The sequence below is a fragment of the Paracoccus actinidiae genome (assembly GCF_030863885.1).
GTDB classification, from domain to species: Bacteria; Pseudomonadota; Alphaproteobacteria; order Rhodobacterales; family Rhodobacteraceae; genus Paracoccus; species Paracoccus everestensis.
In genome coordinates this window covers 403,065-419,802 of sequence record NZ_CP132956.1, presented here as the reverse complement: position 1 = coordinate 419,802, position 16,738 = coordinate 403,065, and the positions used below count along the sequence as shown (strand labels likewise).

Annotated in this window: 12 protein-coding genes; 4 read left to right on the top strand and 8 right to left on the bottom strand. The window is 65.8% G+C overall.

What is annotated here, in order from left to right; genetic code table 11:
- Positions 1 to 134: 134 nt before the first annotated feature.
- The 4 genes from Q5701_RS02130 to Q5701_RS02115 all read right to left on the bottom strand — a co-directional run bounded on the left by Q5701_RS02130 (position 135) and on the right by Q5701_RS02115 (position 9,112).
- On the bottom strand, positions 135 to 1,394 hold the full coding sequence (locus Q5701_RS02130; RefSeq protein ID WP_306753508.1) for a CAP domain-containing protein: 1,260 nt from the start codon (positions 1,392 to 1,394) through the stop codon (positions 135 to 137).
- A 335-nt stretch (positions 1,395 to 1,729) separates the two neighbouring features.
- Positions 1,730 to 6,214, bottom strand: a complete 4,485-nt coding sequence (locus Q5701_RS02125; protein ID WP_306753507.1) for a translocation/assembly module TamB domain-containing protein — start codon at positions 6,212 to 6,214, stop codon at positions 1,730 to 1,732.
- Positions 6,214 to 8,070 (bottom strand): autotransporter assembly complex protein TamA, encoded by a 1,857-nt coding sequence (locus Q5701_RS02120; RefSeq protein ID WP_306753506.1) that lies wholly within the window; start codon positions 8,068 to 8,070, stop codon positions 6,214 to 6,216. Before Q5701_RS02120 ends, Q5701_RS02125 begins: the two co-directional genes overlap by 1 nt.
- Positions 8,071 to 8,185: 115 nt before the next feature.
- Positions 8,186 to 9,112, bottom strand: a complete 927-nt coding sequence (locus Q5701_RS02115) for a glucokinase (protein ID WP_306753505.1) — start codon at positions 9,110 to 9,112, stop codon at positions 8,186 to 8,188.
- 156 nt (positions 9,113 to 9,268) lie between these two features.
- Here Q5701_RS02115 and Q5701_RS02110 point away from each other — a divergent pair, with 156 nt between their 5' ends.
- Positions 9,269 to 9,700: a hypothetical protein gene (locus tag Q5701_RS02110; RefSeq protein ID WP_306753504.1), complete on the top strand. Its 432-nt coding sequence runs from the start codon at positions 9,269 to 9,271 to the stop codon at positions 9,698 to 9,700.
- A gap of 199 nt (positions 9,701 to 9,899) precedes the next feature.
- On the opposite strand, the gene Q5701_RS02105 is transcribed toward Q5701_RS02110, so the two are convergent.
- From Q5701_RS02105 to Q5701_RS02090, 4 genes are all read right to left on the bottom strand, one after another.
- Positions 9,900 to 10,640: an amino acid ABC transporter ATP-binding protein gene (locus Q5701_RS02105; RefSeq protein WP_306753503.1), complete on the bottom strand. Its 741-nt coding sequence runs from the start codon at positions 10,638 to 10,640 to the stop codon at positions 9,900 to 9,902.
- Positions 10,637 to 11,311 carry an amino acid ABC transporter permease gene (locus Q5701_RS02100; protein WP_234854459.1) on the bottom strand — a complete coding sequence of 225 codons (675 nt, stop codon included), beginning with the start codon at positions 11,309 to 11,311 and terminating at the stop codon, positions 10,637 to 10,639. The genes Q5701_RS02105 and Q5701_RS02100 overlap by 4 nt, the downstream gene beginning before the upstream one ends.
- Positions 11,308 to 12,069: an amino acid ABC transporter substrate-binding protein gene (locus Q5701_RS02095; protein WP_306753502.1), complete on the bottom strand. Its 762-nt coding sequence runs from the start codon at positions 12,067 to 12,069 to the stop codon at positions 11,308 to 11,310. Before Q5701_RS02095 ends, Q5701_RS02100 begins: the two co-directional genes overlap by 4 nt.
- Before the next feature lie 134 nt (positions 12,070 to 12,203).
- Positions 12,204 to 12,815, bottom strand: a complete 612-nt coding sequence (locus tag Q5701_RS02090) for an enoyl-CoA hydratase/isomerase family protein (protein WP_306753501.1) — start codon at positions 12,813 to 12,815, stop codon at positions 12,204 to 12,206.
- Positions 12,816 to 12,891: 76 nt separating this feature from the next.
- On the opposite strand from Q5701_RS02090, the gene Q5701_RS02085 reads away from it, so the two are divergent.
- From Q5701_RS02085 to Q5701_RS02075, 3 genes are all read left to right on the top strand, one after another.
- On the top strand, positions 12,892 to 14,502 hold the full coding sequence (locus Q5701_RS02085) for a DUF2125 domain-containing protein (RefSeq protein ID WP_306753500.1): 1,611 nt from the start codon (positions 12,892 to 12,894) through the stop codon (positions 14,500 to 14,502).
- Positions 14,503 to 14,572: 70 nt separating this feature from the next.
- Positions 14,573 to 15,922 (top strand): TldD/PmbA family protein, encoded by a 1,350-nt coding sequence (locus Q5701_RS02080; protein ID WP_306753499.1) that lies wholly within the window; start codon positions 14,573 to 14,575, stop codon positions 15,920 to 15,922.
- Positions 15,909 to 16,688 carry an inositol monophosphatase family protein gene (locus Q5701_RS02075; RefSeq protein ID WP_306753498.1) on the top strand — a complete coding sequence of 260 codons (780 nt, stop codon included), beginning with the start codon at positions 15,909 to 15,911 and terminating at the stop codon, positions 16,686 to 16,688. Before Q5701_RS02080 ends, Q5701_RS02075 begins: the two co-directional genes overlap by 14 nt.
- Positions 16,689 to 16,738: the final 50 nt, after the last annotated feature.

Here is a 16,738-nt window from a genome sequence, read left to right as displayed (position 1 = left end):
CCAAGGAACCCCTCACGCCAAGATTTGTTGAGTGCGGGTAGTAGAATTGCGTTATTGCAATGGCTTAGCGAGTGTGCCCGCCTATTTTGGCGGGCATTTTCGTGTCATCTTACACCCTGGGGTTGATCCGCCGTTCAATATCCGAAAATATCATCCGCAATTTGGGTGATCGTCAGGGTGGCGCCAGCCACGACGATGCGGTCGCCTCCGCCAAGGTCTATCACCACACCAGCAGATGTCTTTTCCATGTGATCGCGCTTAAAGGCCGCAGGATTCGAATCCAGCCGGGCCTGGGGGATCAGCAAACGGTCTATCCCCTGTTCATAGGACTGGATCGTGTCGGATCCGCCGCCCGGCGCAAACAGGAAGGTATCTATCCCTGCACCGCCGTTCAGCAGGTCGTTTCCTGCGCCACCATGCAAGGTATTGTTGCCGTCGCCGCCTGACAGGGTGTCGTTCAGCGCATCCCCGGCCAGCCAGTCATTGCCGGCATCCCCTGCCAGTCTGTCACGCCCGTCGCCCCCGAACAGGCGATCGGATCCTGTCCCGCCCCACAGCCTGTCGTTGCCCGCGTCACCGCGCAGCCGATCATTGCCGTCCTCGCCCGACAGCGTATCATTGGCGGTGCCGCCTTGCAGCATGTCATGGCCCGTCCCGCCGTTCAGCGCGTCGGCCCCCACATCCCCGACCAATCGGTCATCGCCTGCCTCGCCCAGCAGCCGGTCATTGCCGCCGCCGCCTGCGATCCAGTCATGGCCCGCCCCGGCGGATACGCTGTCATGATGGCCGCCCAAGCGGTAATCGTCGTTCAACGCCGTGCCACTGGCAGCCGTGACGAAGCCTTTTCCGTTAAAGACGTCCAGCCAGTCGGCGCGGACCTGCATGGCGCCGCTCACCGCAGGCTGCGCGACACGTTGGAACGTTCCGGTATCCACCCGAACCAGCCCATCGGTATCGGCAAAGTTCTGCGTCGCCATCAGCACCCGGTAATCCTTGCCGCCGACGGTCATGGTTCCAATCTGAAGCCCGATGCCGACATAGGCCGAATTGCCCATGATATTGGCGTAATGGCCGGGGCTATTCATCAGGTTCTGGTGCAGTGCCCGAATCTCGTCCCGCAGGTCGCTTTCGCCCTGGACGCTGACATAGGCGATGTTTTCTGCCGTCCTCCATGCCCCGGCCAGATCGAAGCCCGCCTTTTCCATACGCTGGCGCGAGGATGACCCCCCCTGCCCCGTATGGGAAAACACATCCGTATCCAGCATCCAGCGGCTGTGGGCATCGGCCGAGTCGTTCAGGCGCTTTTCCAGGGTCAGGGCCGCCAGCCCATCGGTCTTGCGGGACTGATTGATCAGGCTGGCGAAATAGCGTTCGTTCGCATTGGCATAGGACATGGACACGCCTTGGAAGAGTGATAATCCTCAACCATAACGTGCATTTTCAGAAAAAGATCGATTATGAAATGTCAAATGCGGAATACCGCCGATCAGGCGATTGCACCGGCAGGTTTTTTCCAAACCACGCCGCCCGAGACGGCACCCCCTATGCAGGCCGCGGCACCGGCTTATCCTAAACCGGCGTCACCGTGTTGGTAGCATGGGTAGAAAAAGCGGGACATAACCTGCTCTACAGCCTTGCCGAAATCCCGCGTCAGGCTGTCCTTGGGTCTTGTTCCAGCGCAGGCCCCGGGTGCCGCAGAAGGCGCAGACCGGGACTTCGCTGTCCAGCCCTAGTAATCCCGTTCGAAATAGATCCCCAGGGTGCTGTCCCCTTCAGTTCCCACCGATCCGCGCGCGGTCAGCGATTCTGTCACATCCAGGTTCAGGTTCAGGCTGCTTTTGCCGTCCGCCCCCACCGCGACATCGGTATAAAGATTGTCGGACAGGTATTTGCCCGCCCGGACCTGGACATTGCCGTCGTCGTCGGTCGCCAGATCCAGATCATCCAAACCCACCTGGTTGCGCAGGTTGCCGATGATCCCCTCGCCCCCGCGCCCGGCCAGGACGGCAATGGCATTTGCAAGCTGGGCTGCCTGCAAGGGACTGATATTGTCCAGCCCTTGACCGAACAGCAATTGGGACAAGACCTCCTCCTCGGGCAGTTCGGGCGAGGATTCGAAGGTGATCTCGGGGTCGCGCACCTCTCCGTCGATGATGACGCGGGTGGTGATGCCGTCCTGTTCGGTTTCGGCCACCAGCCGGATCACCGGGATCAGGCTGCCTTGCAGTTCGACCAGCCCCTCGGTCAGGTCGAAGCGCCTGCCTAGCAGATCGACCCGGCCCCGGATCAGTTCCAGAAAGCCGATGGGAATGGCGTTTCGCGTGGTGCCCTGGACCCGCAGCGACCCGCCCAGTTCGGCGTCCACGCCACGCCCCCGCACGAAGACTTGGTTCGGGGCATTGATCACCAAATCCAGCCGCGGCGGGGCCGATGGCGGAGTGGACGGCGGCCCGGCTAGGCCCGCCTCGCGGGATGCATCGCTGGGATAAGGTTCCAGCCCCGCCTTGGCGCGGGTGGACCGGACGGGCCGGGTGTCGCCGACATGGTTGATGTCGGGGATCGCCTTTGCCCCGCCAAGCCCGGTCGAGGGGATGCGGATTTCCGTTTCGCCCAGATCGATGGTGCCGGAAATCAGCGGACCGTCGGCATTGCGGCCCGACATCCGCAGATTGCCGCTGATTTCGGTTTCATACAGGTTGGGATCGCGCACGACGACCCGGTCCAGCAGGATCGCCAGATCCAGCGTGCCGCCTTGCAGATCGATCGGCCCGGTTACGCTGACGCGCCCGCCAGCGGCCACGGCGGCATCCGCATCCAGGTTGATCCGCCCGCCCGCCAAGTCGGCGGTGGCATTCACCCCTTCCAGCCTGATGCCGACGCCGGGGTCGGAAATGCGGCCGTCGGTCAGTTGCACCCGCCCGCTGACCGATTGCAAGGAAGGCGGGCCGTTGACCGCCAGATCAAAGGACAACGGCCCCTCGATGCTGCGGGTGCGGATAAAGGTATTGGCGATCGAGGCATCGCTGTTGCCATTGATCGCCAGATCCAGGGTCGAGAAGTTGCGCGCCACGCTGCCCGCGACCTGCATCCGGGTGTTGCCGGGGGCCGTGGCCGACAGGTCCAAGGCGAAATTCGCGCCCTCCTCGCGGACGCTGCCGTTCACCTGCACCGGGCCGGGGAATTCGGGCTGCAGCAGGCCCAGGTCGGCCAGCCTGGCCGTGACGGTCATGCCGCTGGCGGTGTCGCCTTCGGCCTGGATTTGAAGTTGCGGGTTCTGGACATTCAGCCGCTGGACCGAAATCCCGGCCTCTGCCTGCGTCGCGGCGATGTCAAAGCTGGTCTGCCCCCGCAACAGAGGATCGACACGCGGCTGACCGACCGACAGGCCCGATGCCGAGCCGGTCGCAGTGATGCGGCGGACCGCACCGTCCTGGACCAGCCGTGCATCCGTGTTCATCGCGCCACTGATGCCATTGCCCAGGAAACGCAAATCCTGCGCGTTGACCTGGGCCGACACGTCGGTCTGCTCGCCGCCCAGGGTGCCAGCAGCCGTGGCGTTCAGGCGCGGGTTGTCGATCTGCGCCTGCTCGATGGTGAAGACGCCGTTTTGCTCGGTGCCGGTGACCGCCAGCCGGGTTTCGCCCGCAAGCGCGCCATCGACTTGGGCCTGGCCAAAGGCCAGGTCGCGCCCGGTGCCCGTGACCTCCAGCCGCCGGACGCCGTCGCCTGCCTCGCGAAAGCTGCCGGTCAGATCCAGGGCGCCGCGCCAACCGGGACCGAATGGCGCAAGCGAGGCCACTGCGACATCGGCGGAAATATCCGTGACGCCGGGACCATAGGTACCTTGCGCGGTTGCGTTCATCTGATCGTTGACCAGTTCCACGTCGCGCAGGGTGACGGTGCCGTCCTTTTCCTCGGCCTGAACGCGCAGGCGGGTGGTGCCGGTCAGGGCAGCATCGGCGTTCTGGACTCCGAAGGACAGGTTCTGCCCCGATCCGGTCAGGTCGACAAAGCGTGTCCCGTCCTGTTCGGTCAGCCGCGCCATGGCATCGAAGCCGCCGGTCCAGCCGCTGCGGATGGCCGACAGGTCGGGCACCGACAGATCGACGGTCGCGTCAAGCGCGCCTTGGGCAAAGCTGCCCCGCCCTTCGGCGCGGATCTGGGGGTTCGCCAGGCGGAAGACCTCGACCTCGTAACCATCGGGCTTCTCGGCCGCCAGTACGGTCAGGGTGGTCTGGCCTGCAAGCGCGTTGTCCAGTGCCTCCATGTCGATGCGCAGATCCTCGGCTTCTCCGCTGACGGTCAGTTGCCGGGCGCCGGACGGCCCCGACAGCTTGACATCCGCCTGAAGTGCGCCCGAGAAATCGGGATCCGCATCCTGCAACGAAGGCATCGAGATCGTCGCGGTCACATCGCTGGACAGGCTGTTGACATAGCCCTGGGCTTGGGCTGTCAGCCGCTGCGCGTTGACGGACAGGCTCTCGATCTCGATCCCGGTTTCATCGCGGCGGGCGTCAAGGGTGATCGTGGACTGGCCTTCCAGCAGCCGATCCAGCTGCGGCTGGTCCACCGCGATATCGGTGCCGGTCACGCTGGCGTCGATGTCGAAGCTGCGGGTCAGGAAGCGGTAATAACCGCGCAGGCTTGCCTGGGCCTGGCCCTGGACATCCCGCCCCGCAAGGGTCGAGAGGCGGGCCAAGTCCTCGTATCGGGCATCGGCATCGACCGACAGGACAAAGCCGCTGCCCAGGCCCGACAGCAGGACCAGGCCGTCAAGACCATAGTCGGGACCACTGACCGTCAGGTCGGAAAACTCCACGACGTTGCCGGGGGTGAAATCAAAGCGGGTGCTGCCCGTGATCTCGGACCCGATGGCCTGGGCCAGGCCCGCATCGGCAAAGACCATCTGCCGCGACCCGAAACGGATGGCGCCGTTCAGCGACTGCAGGCTGCCGCCGTCCAGAACCACGGCGCCGGATCCGTCCAGTTGCAACTCGCCCAGTCGCACATCGCCCAGATCCAAGGCGCCGATACGCCCGTTCAACGTCCAGCCCTGCCCTTCCGCCGCATCGTATTGCAGTTCCAGCCGCCCCGATTCGACGGTCGAGTTTTCGCCCGCAAAGGGCAGGGGGACCGGCACCTGCGCCGCGCCCGCATCCGATCCAAGCGCGATCCGCAATTCGGCGTTCTGGGGGGCGCCCTGGGCATTGACGGCCAGCGATCCGTCCAACGACAGCGCCTCCGTCACCAGATTCAGCGTCGGGATGGCCAGCCGCCCATCGTCGCCCCGCCAGCCTTCGGCGCGAAGCTGCACCTCATTGCCGAAGAAGGCGCGGTTTTCCGGCGCCAGCAAGGAGGCCACGTCGCCGCCCAATTGCAGCGTGAAATTCGTGCCGGGCGTTCCGGCAGGGCCGGGGGCGCCCGATGCGCTGACCCGGCCCGTCACCCGCGGCAACCCATCGGTCGCCAGCTTGATATCGACGCCGAAGTCCTTGATCTGGCCTTCGCCGCTGATCTCGGCCACCACGGATGGCTTGTCGTAAAGGTCGATCAGGTTGACCAGCAGCCCGTCCTCGGCCTCGTCAAGCGTCAGGTTTACGCGCAGAACCTGCGTTTGGTTGGAAAACCCCGCATCCAGGTTGAAGCTGCCGCGCGGGCCATCCAGCCGCTGGATCGCCAGCTTGGCCTGGCCCTCGCCGCCTTCAAGGCTCATGCTGCCAGCCAGGGAAATCGCGGCGGCAACGCCGATCACGGGTTCCCCCAGTTCCACTCGCTCGGCCCGGATCTGCTCGATGTTAATCGCCACCGGCAGTTCAGGCAGGGCGAATTCGAATTCGCGCGCTTCGGCGGTCGGGGCCTGTTCTTCGCCCATGGGCAGGCGGGGCAGCAGGATCTCGCGGGCCGACAGTTCCGCGATTTCGATCCGGCCGCGCAGCAGGGCAGACCGGTTCCATTGGATTGCGCCGTCGTTCAGTGTCAGCCAGACGCCGTCCGCATCGGCGATGCTGATCCGCTCGAAGGTCGCGCGGGACGACAGCGCACCCTCGAACCCGTCGATCACGACCTCGCGGCCCGCACCCGACAGGTTGCGTTCCAGAAGCCGGGTCAGAAAGCCCCGGTCGTCGCTTTCCTGCTGGGAAATCTCGGCGGCGGTCTGCGCCATGACCGACAGCGGAAACAGCATTGCAAAGACGATCAGCCAGATCTTGCGCATCAGAAAGCCTGCCCCAGTCCAAGATACAGTTGCACGCCCTCGCCGGTGTCCCCCCCGGTAGGTCCGGCCACGTCGAAACGCAGCGGCCCGATGGGCGTGTCGTACCTAACGCCGATGCCCGCCCCCGAGTGCCATTCGCTGCCGCCATTCCAGCCATCTTCCGCCCAAACCTCGCCGTAATCGGCGAATGCCACGACGCCGATGCGTTCGCGCACCTGAAAGCGGACCTCGGCGGACAGGTTGGCCACGCTCATCCCGCCGGTCTTGATCGGACCGTTGGGACCGGTGATCTCCTCGACCCCCAGCGACTGGTAGGGCTGTCCGCGCACGGTGCCGCCGCCGCCCGAGAAGAACAGGTAATTGCGCGGCGTGTTCTCGATCTCGCTGCCCAGGACGCTGCCAATGCGGGCGCGGCCTGCGAAGGTGAACCGATCCTCGTCCCCCAGGGAATAAAAGGCGCGGCCTTCGCCCAACAGGCGGACCCCGGTATCGGTCCCGTCGAAGCCCTTGAAGGGGGTGGCGTCGCCTTGCAGGTAATAACCGCGCTTGGCGTTGTTTTCATTGTCGCGCGCGTCCCACATCACACTGGTCGGAAAGGCCAGCGTCTTGAAATCGGTTTCCTCGCCGCCCTCGTCATAAACCCGCGAGACCTGGTACTGGATCGCCGTGTCAAAGGTGAAGCGGTCGCTGAAGATGTGGTTGAAGCCCAGGGCGATGCTGCCCGTATCCTCGTCGTAATCTTCTTCCCGCATCCGGGACAGGCTTGTCAGCACATAAGCGGTGGTGTCGGGCGTGACGGTCGCCGGGCGGTCGATGCGCAGGGTGATCCGTTCGTCCTTGCCGCTGGTGTCGGATCCGACGTCCTTGACCTCGCCCTCGATCCGCAGCCGTTCGCCGCCGCCCAGCAGGTTACGGTGCATCCAGTAGGCCGAAACCATCGCCCCGTCGGTGGACGAGATCTCGAATCCCGCCCCGATGCGCCGGGGTTTCTGTTCGACCACGGTCAGGTTGATGTCCATGCTGCCGTCGGGGTTCAGGGTTTCCGCTTCTTCCAGCGTGATGGCGGAAAAGACCCCCGACCGGCGCAGGCGCTTGCGCACATCCTCGACCTCCTCGGGGTCGAAGCGTTCGCCCTCGGGCAGGCCCGCGATCTTGTGCAGGCGGCGGGGATCCAGGCGGTCGTAGCCGCGCATGTTCAACCGGCCAAAGGTGACGGCCGGGCCGGGGGCCAGGCCGATCCGGCTGTCCACGACATTGGCGATGTGATCGGCGGTGATTTCCTGGCCCGCGACCTCGGCCTTGGCATGGCCCACCTCACGCCAGCCTTCCACGCCCGCACGCGCCGCGCCCCGGATCGTGCCGGTGCCCGCGACCTCTCCTTGCCGGTATTCGTCGGGCAGTTCCGTTCCTGGTGCCACGGGGGCAATGGCCGCGCGGGAAAAGCGGAAGCGCGGTCCGGTCTGGACGCTGACCACGACCGTGCGCACGATGTCGGGCGCGTCGAGCGGCGCGATTTCCGCCGCCTCGACCCCGTCCAGGGTGATGTTGATGATCGCAGAATAATAGCCCTGGTCATACAGGTTGCCCAGGATGCGCGCGTAATCGCCCCGGGCCGCGGCCAGCACGTCCTGGCCGGTGGTGCGCCCCTCGGACAGGGCGCCCGAGATCAGAGAGCTGTTGCGCAGCCGCTGGTCCAGATCGTCGTCGCCCTGAACCTCGAACCGCAGGGACACGGGGCCTTCGGCCTGGTCGCCGCCGAACAGCCCCGAAAAAGGGTTGGACGATTGCGCCCATACCGCGCCGCCCAAGCCTGCCGTGGCTGCGGCAACCAGCACCGCCCGCAGATATGCCCGCATTGTTCCTGCCCCGTGTGTTCTTGCTTTGGGGCATTTGAACAGGATCGTTCCGGCGAATCCAGCGATTCATGGGCCAAAAAACCGCCGGCGGTCAGCTTTCCGTGATCTGTTGCGGTCAGGACAGCGCGGCCAGGCAGCCATGCAGCGCGGCCATGTCGTCCCGGATCAGGAAGATCGGCGTGTTTTCAGGGATGTGGCGCATGTAAGGCTCGGCCAGGAAGGACTTCTCGAACAGATCCATCCGGTCGGCGATGCTGCGGCCGACGCTGCCTGCCAGGAACAGCCCTTCCAGCGGCATGAAGCGCAGCGCCAGTTCCCGGCACAGCAATCCGACCAATTCAGTGAACAGGTCATAGGTCGCATTGGCCGCCGGGTCGCCCGCATCGGCTGCCGCGTCGATCTGTTCGCTGCGCACGGGGGCGGTGCCGGTCAGGGCCGCGTGCAGGCGCGACAGCCCGCGCCCGGCAAAGGCCTCCTCGGTCGAGATGAAGCCCTTGATGGCCTCTGGACCCACGGCCTCCAGCAACCGCTGATGGATGTTGACGGGCAGGTTGGTGTGGCCTTCCTCGGCCTCCATCGCGGTGATGGAGCCGCCGGGCAGGCTGCGCACCGCGCAGACGTTGAAGCCGGTGCCCAGGTTCACGACCAGGGCTTGTCCGTTGCGCGCCCGGTCCGCAGGTGCAAGGCGCAGCGTGGCCAGCCCGTCGCCCCCCAGGACCGGTGTGGCATATCCCATCGCGGTCAGGTCGTTGATCAGCCGGACATGATCGGCATCGGTCAGCCGGGCCAGCCGGTCCTGGTCGAAATCCCAGTTCCGATTGGTCAATCGCGCCCGTCCTCCGCTGACAGGCCCCGCCACCGCCACACAGACGGCGCTGATGCGCGGCTGGTCCTGTTCCTGCAGGAACTGCCGCACCACGTCGTCAAAGGTCAGGTAGTCGTCGCCGCGAAAGCGCGTCACCGTGTCCCGGTCGATGCTGCCATTGCGCGCGATCGCCAATCGGGCGTTCGTGCCCCCCACATCGCCCAGAAGTATCGCCATTCGGTGACCGTCCTTCCTGTCGCCTTAGTCCTTCATTCCCCGACAGAATTGCCCGGTTTCCAGGGGCGGCGCAACGCCGCGTCACGGCAAAGGGTGGAACCCATGGCGATGATGGCACGTTTTCCTCCAGCAAATACTGAACGAAAGGCAGAAACCATGACCCGCATCGCAACCCGCATCGCCCGCGTCGGGATGGCTGGCAGCGTCGCGGCCTTGATGGCCATGCCCGCCCTGTCTGCCACCCGCCCCGACCAGCCGGTCCAGGCTTGGCCCGCCATGGCGGGCGTCGAGACCGCCACGCTGCTGGAACAAGCCCAGGATCTGCCCACATCCGACATGGCCGTGGGCGACCAGCCCTATTGTGCGGCGGATTCCGAGATTCACCAAACCCTGCAGGACGATTTCAACGAGGCCCCGGTGCCGGGCGACGGCCATGCCGCAACCGAGTTGTGGGCCTCGGACCAGATGGGCACCTGGACCCTGGTCGCCCCGCGCCCCGACGATACCAGCTGCATCATCGCATCGGGCATCGGCTATGACATGGCACGCAACGTGGATGTCTATTACCAGACGGCCGGGCTGCGCTGAACCACCTGAAAGGCCAGGACCACAAGCCCGATCCGGAAGGCCTTCACGGCGTGGACCGCCTTGGTGTTCAGCCGCGGAAATGCGGTCCATGCAGGGGGCGTATCCAGTCATGGCAACAGTCTGCGACTCTACTATGGATAATCTGCACCGTCCGCCGTGTATCTTTCAAACTTGACCCGCGAGAGGGATTTACGTCCTTTCAGACCACGCGGCGCAGAAAGGCGCGCGTGCGGTCGTCCTGCGGATCGCCGAAAATCTGCGCAGGCGGTCCTTGCTCGACGATCCGCCCGCCTTCCATGAAGACGATCCGGTCGGCGATTTCGCGGGCGAACTGCATCTCGTGCGTGACGATCAGCATGGTTTGCCGTCCGTCGGCGATGCTGCGGATCAGATCCAGCACCTCTCCGACCCATTCGGGATCAAGCGCACTGGTCGGTTCGTCGAACAGCAGCAGGTCGGCGTCCAACGCCATGGCCCGGCCGATGCCCACGCGCTGCTGCTGGCCCCCCGACATGGCCGAGGGATAGCTGTCGCCCCGGTCGGCCAGCCCGATCTGGGCCAGGATCTCGTCGGCCCGCGCCGCGGCCTTGGCCTTGGGCCAGCCGCGCACGGTGGTCAGCCCTTCCATAAGGTTCTGGCGCGCGGTCTTGTTGGCGAACAGCGCATAGTTCTGGAACACGAAACCCGTCCTGCGCCGCAAGGCCAGGATCTCGGTTCGCGTGGCGCGCGCAGCATCGACCGACAGATCGCCCACCGTGATCCGTCCGGCATCGGGCGCGTCCAGCCAGTTCAGGCAGCGCAGCAGCGTCGATTTGCCCGTTCCCGACGGGCCGATGATCGCCACGCGTTCGCCCGGTTTCAGGCACAGGTCGATGCCGTCAAGGACCGTGTTCGCGCCGAAGCGCTTGACCAGGCCCGCGATGTCGATTTCGCACTTCATCGCGCCACAGCCTTTCCCAGATGCCGTTCCATCCAGCGTTGCCCGACCGACAGAACCTCGACCATGATCCAATAGATCACCGCGACCACAAGGAAGGCTTCCAGATACAGGAAACTGCCCGCCGCTTCCTTTTGCGTGGCGCCCATCATCTCGGTCACGCCAAGGGTGAAGGCCAGCGAGGTGCTTTTGATCAGGTCGATGAAGTAGTTCATCAACGTGGGCGCGGCCACCCGCGACGCCTGCGGCAGGACGATACGGCGCAGCACTTGGCCGGGGGTCATGCCGATCGACTGCGCGGCTTCCCACTGGCTGCGGTCCACGCCAAGGATCGCGCCACGGATGCTTTCGGCCATATAGGCCGCGAAATGCAGCGTCAGGCCGATCACCGCCGCCGTGACCCCGTCAATGCTGGTCAGCGCCGGGACCAGTTGCGGCAGGCCGTAATAGAACAGGAACAACTGCACCAGCAGCGGCGTGCCGCGAAAGAAGCTGATGAACACCGCCACGATGCTGTCCGCCACCGGCACGCGCAACACGCGCACAATGGCAAGAGCCGCCGCCAGGATCAGCGCCGCCATCATCGCGATCAGCGCCATGCCCAAGGTCAGAGGGACATAGCCGAGGATGATCGGAACCAGATCCCACATATAGGCGGTGTCCAGCCCCCTCATTCAGCGGCGGCCAGGGGCTTTGTCACGTCGGCATCCAGCCATTTCTGCGAGATCTCGGCAAGCTGGCCGTTTTCCTTGAGCTGCGTGATCGCCCCATCGACCTTGTCGCGCAGGGCCAGCCCGGCCTCGTCGTTGCGGAAGGGCAGCGCGTTCTGGATCTCGCTGAAGGGCTGGCCTGCCAGGGCCAGGGGCAGCGGGCTTTCCTTGATCACCTGGGCCGACGACACCCGGTCCATCACAAAGGCATCGACCCGGCCCAGGGCGGTGTCCTGTTCGATGTTGGATTCGTATGTGCGGATGTCGATTTCCGAGGCATAGGGCAGCGCGTGCAGCAGTTCCTCGTAGTTCGATCCCAGGTTCACGGCGACCGACTTGCCCTTCAGGCTTTCCGGGCCAGTGATGTCGCCTTCGTTTCCGGCCTTCACCACCACCTGTGCGCCGTCATAGACATATGGCTGGGTGAAGGCGAATTTTGCCTGTCGTTCCGGGGTAATGGTGATCTGGTTGGCGATCGTGTCGATGCGGCCCGATTCCAGCGCGCCGATCAGGCCGGAAAAGGACATGGTGACGAATTCGATGTCATCGCCGGTGATCTCGCCCACCGCGTTCATCAGGTCCACCTCGAAGCCCTGCAATTCGTCGGCGCGGGTGAAGGTAAAGGGGAAATACCCGCCAGACATCCCGACGCGGATCGTGTCGGCGGCGACGGGCAGGGCGATGGTGGCGGCAAGGACAGCGGACAGGATAATGCTGCGCATGGAAAACTCCTTTATCTTCATGGCCTTCATGATGCGCCGGGCGTGCGGTCCGCGCAAGCGCCTGCCGGAAAGCGTCCGGGACAACAGGTGCTGGGAAACGGCCAAGGCAGGACAATGTTCCGCAGCCCGGCCCGTCAGATCATCGCCTTGATCGCGGCGACATGGCCCGGCGCGGCACCAAGGGCATCGGCCGCCAAGGCGCGGGCTGCCTCCATCAGGCCGCCCGGCGCGGCGATGCGGTCGATCAGGCCCCAGGCCAGGGCTTCCTGGGCGTCGATCCGCTGGCCCGCCATCAGGATCATCCTGGCCCGCGCAGGCCCGACCAGAGCCGACAACCGCGGGGGATCCGAAGGTTGGGGCAGAAATCCCAGGCGCATCACCGGATAAAAGAACCGCGCATCCTGCACGGCGATGCGCAGGTCGCAGGCCAGGGCCATGCCAAAGGCGCCGCCGGCCAGCGTGCCGTTCAGCGCTGCGACTGTCAGGCAGGGAAGGGCGGCGATGCGGCCCGACAGGCATTCCCATTCGGGCGAGGTGGCAAGGCCCGCCCGGGCCTCCTCCAGGTCGGCCCCTGCGGAAAAGACCGTGCCCGCCCCGGTCAGCACGGCGGCCCGGCAATCGCTGTCCGCGATCCGGTCAAAGGCCGCCGTCAGGTCGCGCAGCATCTGGCCGGTCAGCGAATTGGCCTTGCCGGGACGGTCGATGGTGACAATGGCCAGGCCGTCCTGGTTCACGAAACGGATCACGCGATTGCTCCCTTGGCGCGGGCGGGCCGCTGTGCGACAAATCCTGCAAGCAACGATTTTCCGAAAGGTATCAGGCATGGTCCGCCCCCTTGCAACATCAGTCCTTGCGCTGACCCTGGGGGCGGGATCCGCCCTGGCAGATGTCACCCCGGCCCAAGTCTGGCAAAACCTGCAAGACTACAGCGCCGATTACGGCTATCAGGTCACCGGCACGGTCGAGGATGCGGGCAATACCCTGATCGTGACCGACGCCGTCTTCACCATGGCCGGCGAGACCGACAACAGTTCCGTCACCTTTCCCAAGATGACCTTTCAGGAAACCGGCGATGCCCGCGTCCGCGTCGTGGTCGAGGGCGACGTGGCCCTGAACAGCCGGTTCACCGTCCCTGCCCCCACCGAAGACCTGCCCGAGGATGCGCCCGATGCAGGTGCCGAGGCCCCTTCGGAACCCGCCCCTGCGGAAACGGTCGACATGACCATGACCGGCACGATCAAGGTGCCCGGCAACGAGATGGTGGTGTCCGGCACGCCCGAGGATATGCTGTACGAATACAGCTATCCCACGCTGGCCTTCGATTTCACGCTGCCGACGGAACCGGGACAGGATGCGACGATCCCCGTCACGGGCACCGTGACCGGCCTGGCCGGATCGCAGCGCAATGTGGCGTCGGACGGGGGCATGACCTCTAGCTTCGACCTGAAGGCCGCCCAGGCGGCGATGCAGATCGTGGCCCAGATGCCTGCCGAGGATGCGGATGCAGAGGGCGGCACGCTGGATTTCCAGCTTGCCTTGACCAATCTGGCCAGCCAGGGCACGGGCAAGACCCCCGGCCAGGCCTTTGACCTGGGCAGCCAGATGGCCCAGGCCCTGGCGGCGGGCCTGACCCTGGACACGACCGTGACCTATGACACCCTGGAAGGCAGCTTCGATGTCGCGGGCCGCGACGAGAACGGGCAGGACCAGACCGGCACCGGCAGCTTCGCGACCGGGGCCAGCGACATCGCCTTCCAGATGTCGGGCGGGGGCTTGGGCTACAAGGCCACGACCGCCGATGCCAAGGCCGAAATGACCATCAGCACCCTGCCCTTTCCGATCAGCTATGCGTTGGATCAGATTTCGGGCGAGATGCTGATCCCCGTGACCAAGGGCGATGCGGCGCAACCCTTCAAGCTGGCCTATGCGCTTGAAGGGCTGACCTTTGCGGATGCGATCTGGAACCTGTTCGATCCGACCAGCCAGTTGCCCCGCGACCCCGCCAGCCTGATCGTCGATCTGTCCGGCGATGTGGTCGTCACCCAGGATCTGTTCGACCCGGCCATGGGCCAGCCGCAGACGGATGCCGACGGGATGCCAGTCTCGGAAAGCCCCTTCCTTCCCGAAACGCTGACCGTCAACAGGATCGCCCTGGACGCGGTGGGCGCCAAGGCCGACATCACCGGCGCCCTAGAATTCGGCGACAATCCGAACGAACCGGTAGGCACGCTGAACGGCACCTTCGAAGGCGTGAACGGCTTGATGGACAAGCTGGTCGCCATGGGACTGGTGCCGCAGGAACAGATGATGGGAATGCGCATGATGATGGCGATGTTCGCCAAACCGGCCGAGGGCAATCCCGACCAGCTCACCTCGGAAATTGAGTTCCGCGAAGGCGGGCAAATCTTTGCCAACGGCCAGCAGGTCAAGTAAGGCACCCCTGCAGGAACAGGGGCCGGGGCCACGGTCCCGGCCTTTTCGTTCGCACCAAAGGAGAAACGCGATGGCACCCGTGGATTTGCAGTCGCTGGCCGAACAGCTGGTCGATGCGGCGCTGCGCGCGGGCGCGGATGGGGCCGACGCGCTGACCAGCAGCGGGCAGTCCATCAGCATCGACATGCGCGGCGGCACCCTGGAACAGGCCGACCGGGCCGAGGGGGTGGAAATCGGCCTGCGCGTGCTGCTGGGCGGCCGGCAGGCCAGCGTCTCGGCCTCGGACCACAGCCCGGCCACCCTTGCGGAAATGGCCGAACGCGCGGTGGCCATGGCCCGAGAGGCGCCGGTCGATGATTTGCTGGGCCTCGCCCATCCGGGCCAACTGGCCCGCCACCGCGATGCGGGCGATTTGCAGATTGCCGACGACCAGCCCGACCCCACCCCCGACGCGCTGCAGGACATGGCCCTGCGGGCCGAGGCCGCGGCGCGGGATATGCCGGGCATTTCCCAGGTCGAATCTGCCAATGCCGGATTCAGCCGCCGGTTCCTGTGGCTTGCGGCCTCGAACGGGTTCTCGGGTGGATACGGGCGCACGACCCATGCCATTTCCACCGTCGCCATCACCGGCGAAGGCTTGGGGATGGAACGCGATTATGCCGGAGAATCGCGCGTTTGGGCCGCCGACCTGCCCGCACCCGAAGACATCGGCCGCTTGGCCGCGGAACGCACGCTGGCACGCGCCGGGTCACGAAAGCCACCGACAGGGGCCTTTCCGATCCTGTATGACCGCCGGGTCGCATCGTCGCTGATCGGGCACCTGCTGTCGGCGGTGAATGGCGCGGCCATCGCGCGCGGCGCAAGCTGGCTGCGCAAGGATCTGGGCCAGCCGGTCCTGCCCGAAGGTTTCGACCTGACCGAGGATCCGCTGCGTCCCCGCTATCCTTCATCCCGCCCCTTCGATGCGGAAGGCTTGGCGACCAAGGCCCGCAAGATCGTGGAAGACGGCGTGCTGCAAGGCTGGACGCTGGATCTTGCAACGGCCCGCAAACTGGGCATGGACAGCACGGCGTCGGCCGCACGCGGCATGTCGTCGGCGCCCTCGCCCACCAACAGCAACGTGATCCTGACGCCTGGAACGGCGACACAGGACGACCTGATCGCCCGGATGGAGACGGGACTGGTCGTCACCTCGATGCTGGGGGCGTCGATCAACGGGACGACCGGCGATTATTCGCGGGGCGCCGCGGGGTTTTGGGTGGAGGGGGGCCGCATCGCCTGGCCGGTCAACGAATGCACCATCGCGGGTAATCTGCGCGACATGCTGATGACGCTGGAGGCGGCGAACGACGCCCTGCCCTGGCGCGGGGCCGAGGTGCCCAGCCTGCTGGTCCGGGGGATGACCGTTGCCGGGGCCTGAGGACGACCTGGCCCTGCTGGTCAGGGCCGCCCGGCAGGTGGGGCCGATCGCCTTGTCCTTCTGGAAGGCCGAACCGAAGGCCTGGGACAAGCCCGACGACGCCGGTCCCGTGACCGAGGCCGACCTGGCCGTCAACGACGCCCTGCAAACGATGCTGACGGGCGCGCGGCCCGACTACGGCTGGCTGTCCGAGGAAAGCGAGGCCGATGCATCCCGCCTGGATGCGCGCCACTGCTTCATCATCGACCCCATCGACGGCACCCGTGCCTTTATCGCCGGTCAGGCCGGTTTCGCCCATTCGCTGGCAATTGCCGAAGGGGACCGGATCATCGCGGCGGTCGTGCATCTGCCCGCGATGGATCTGACCTTCGCCGCCCATGCGGATGGTCCGGCGCTGCTGAACGGTCAGCCGATCCGCCCCAGCGTGGCGGGCATCAACGGCGCGCGCGTGCTGACCTATAAATCCGCGACCGACCCCGAATACTGGAAGAACGGCCAGACCCCGCCCTTTCGCCGCGAATTCCGCCCCTCGCTCGCATGGCGGCTGTGCCTGGTGGCCGAGGGACGGTTCGACGCCGCCCTGTCGGTGCGCCATGTCTGGGAATGGGACATCGCCGCAGGCAGCCTGATTGCGCAGCGCGCGGGCGCACTGGCGACTGACCGGCATGGCTATCCCATGCGCTTCAACAGCCCGCGCGCCACGGTGGACGGAATGATCGTTGCGGGGCCAAGGCTGCATGGGGAAATGCGCGCCGGGATGGCCTAGGGTGCGTGCTTTGCACGCACCGCAACGGCCGATGGTGCGTGCAAGCACGG

Bases quoted from the DNA above. Each gene is read 5' to 3' on its own strand.
- Q5701_RS02120 (WP_306753506.1), bottom strand. From the start codon at position 8,070: ATGCGGGCATATCTGCGGGCGGTGCTGGTTGCCGCAGCCACGGCAGGC.
- Q5701_RS02085 (WP_306753500.1), top strand. From the start codon at position 12,892: ATGGTCCGCCCCCTTGCAACATCAGTCCTTGCGCTGACCCTGGGGGCG.
- Q5701_RS02100 (WP_234854459.1), bottom strand. From the start codon at position 11,311: ATGAGGGGGCTGGACACCGCCTATATGTGGGATCTGGTTCCGATCATC.
- Q5701_RS02130 (WP_306753508.1), bottom strand. From the start codon at position 1,394: ATGTCCTATGCCAATGCGAACGAACGCTATTTCGCCAGCCTGATCAAT.
- Q5701_RS02110 (WP_306753504.1), top strand. From the start codon at position 9,269: ATGACCCGCATCGCAACCCGCATCGCCCGCGTCGGGATGGCTGGCAGC.
- Q5701_RS02105 (WP_306753503.1), bottom strand. From the start codon at position 10,640: ATGAAGTGCGAAATCGACATCGCGGGCCTGGTCAAGCGCTTCGGCGCG.
- Q5701_RS02080 (WP_306753499.1), top strand. From the start codon at position 14,573: ATGGCACCCGTGGATTTGCAGTCGCTGGCCGAACAGCTGGTCGATGCG.
- Q5701_RS02125 (WP_306753507.1), bottom strand. From the start codon at position 6,214: ATGCGCAAGATCTGGCTGATCGTCTTTGCAATGCTGTTTCCGCTGTCG.
- Q5701_RS02095 (WP_306753502.1), bottom strand. From the start codon at position 12,069: ATGCGCAGCATTATCCTGTCCGCTGTCCTTGCCGCCACCATCGCCCTG.
- Q5701_RS02115 (WP_306753505.1), bottom strand. From the start codon at position 9,112: ATGGCGATACTTCTGGGCGATGTGGGGGGCACGAACGCCCGATTGGCG.